This is a genomic window from Vibrio sp. Vb1980 (assembly GCF_033338615.1).
In the GTDB taxonomy this organism is placed as follows: Bacteria; Pseudomonadota; Gammaproteobacteria; order Enterobacterales; family Vibrionaceae; genus Vibrio; species Vibrio alginolyticus.
The window spans coordinates 1-664 of sequence record NZ_JAWOSZ010000092.1 but is presented as its reverse complement, the minus strand read 5'-3'; the positions used below and the strand labels follow the sequence as shown (position 1 = coordinate 664).

At 49.5% G+C, this 664-nt stretch carries 1 protein-coding gene; it reads right to left on the bottom strand.

Translation table 11 applies throughout. The annotated features are described in order from the left end of the window. On the bottom strand, positions 1–664 hold a 664-nt coding region (locus R7F64_RS23945), incomplete at both ends, for a DNA-3-methyladenine glycosylase family protein (RefSeq protein WP_318072161.1).

Here is a 664-nt window from a genome sequence, read left to right as displayed (position 1 = left end):
CATCGCTTTTTTCACCACTAAGTCTTTATCTAAAAAGCAATCGGGTTGGGATTGCCCACGCAGTTGAGCATAACTGACGGTCCAAGGTCCAATGCCTTTCAACGCTAACCATTGTTGCGGATCCGTCTCCGCGTTGCTTTGCATAAACTGAGCGAAACGCACCCACGTCTCTTTACGACTTTGCGGCATCCGCAAAAAACTCACGTCGGCATTCGCAATCGCATCTGGTGTCGGGAAAAAGCGCTTGTCAGCATCACCACTGAGCGTTTTCACCAATAAATTAAGCTGGCCTATCGCGGCCTTGACCGACACTTGTTGACCAAGAATGGCTCTAACCCCGGCTTCCCAAGCATTCCACACCCCAGGAATCCGAATGCCTCGGTTCGAAACAAGCCCTGGTGCCACATAATCCAAATGCTGCTCGACAGTACAGATATCGGTGTCGAGATCGAACATACGCCGCACTCCAGACACTAAATTTTGCAGCTTCGCAACTTCTTCAATTTCGAATTCAAGCTCAAGGTTTCCTTCACCTTTGCTCGCCTTAAACCACGCTTTGCTGTTATCCAAACAAACGTTGCGTTGGTAACTCTCGCCGCTCACCCGCTCCACGCCCTCAATGGCTCTTAATCGGTAAAAATCCAGCATGTGTTGCCAATTCAAC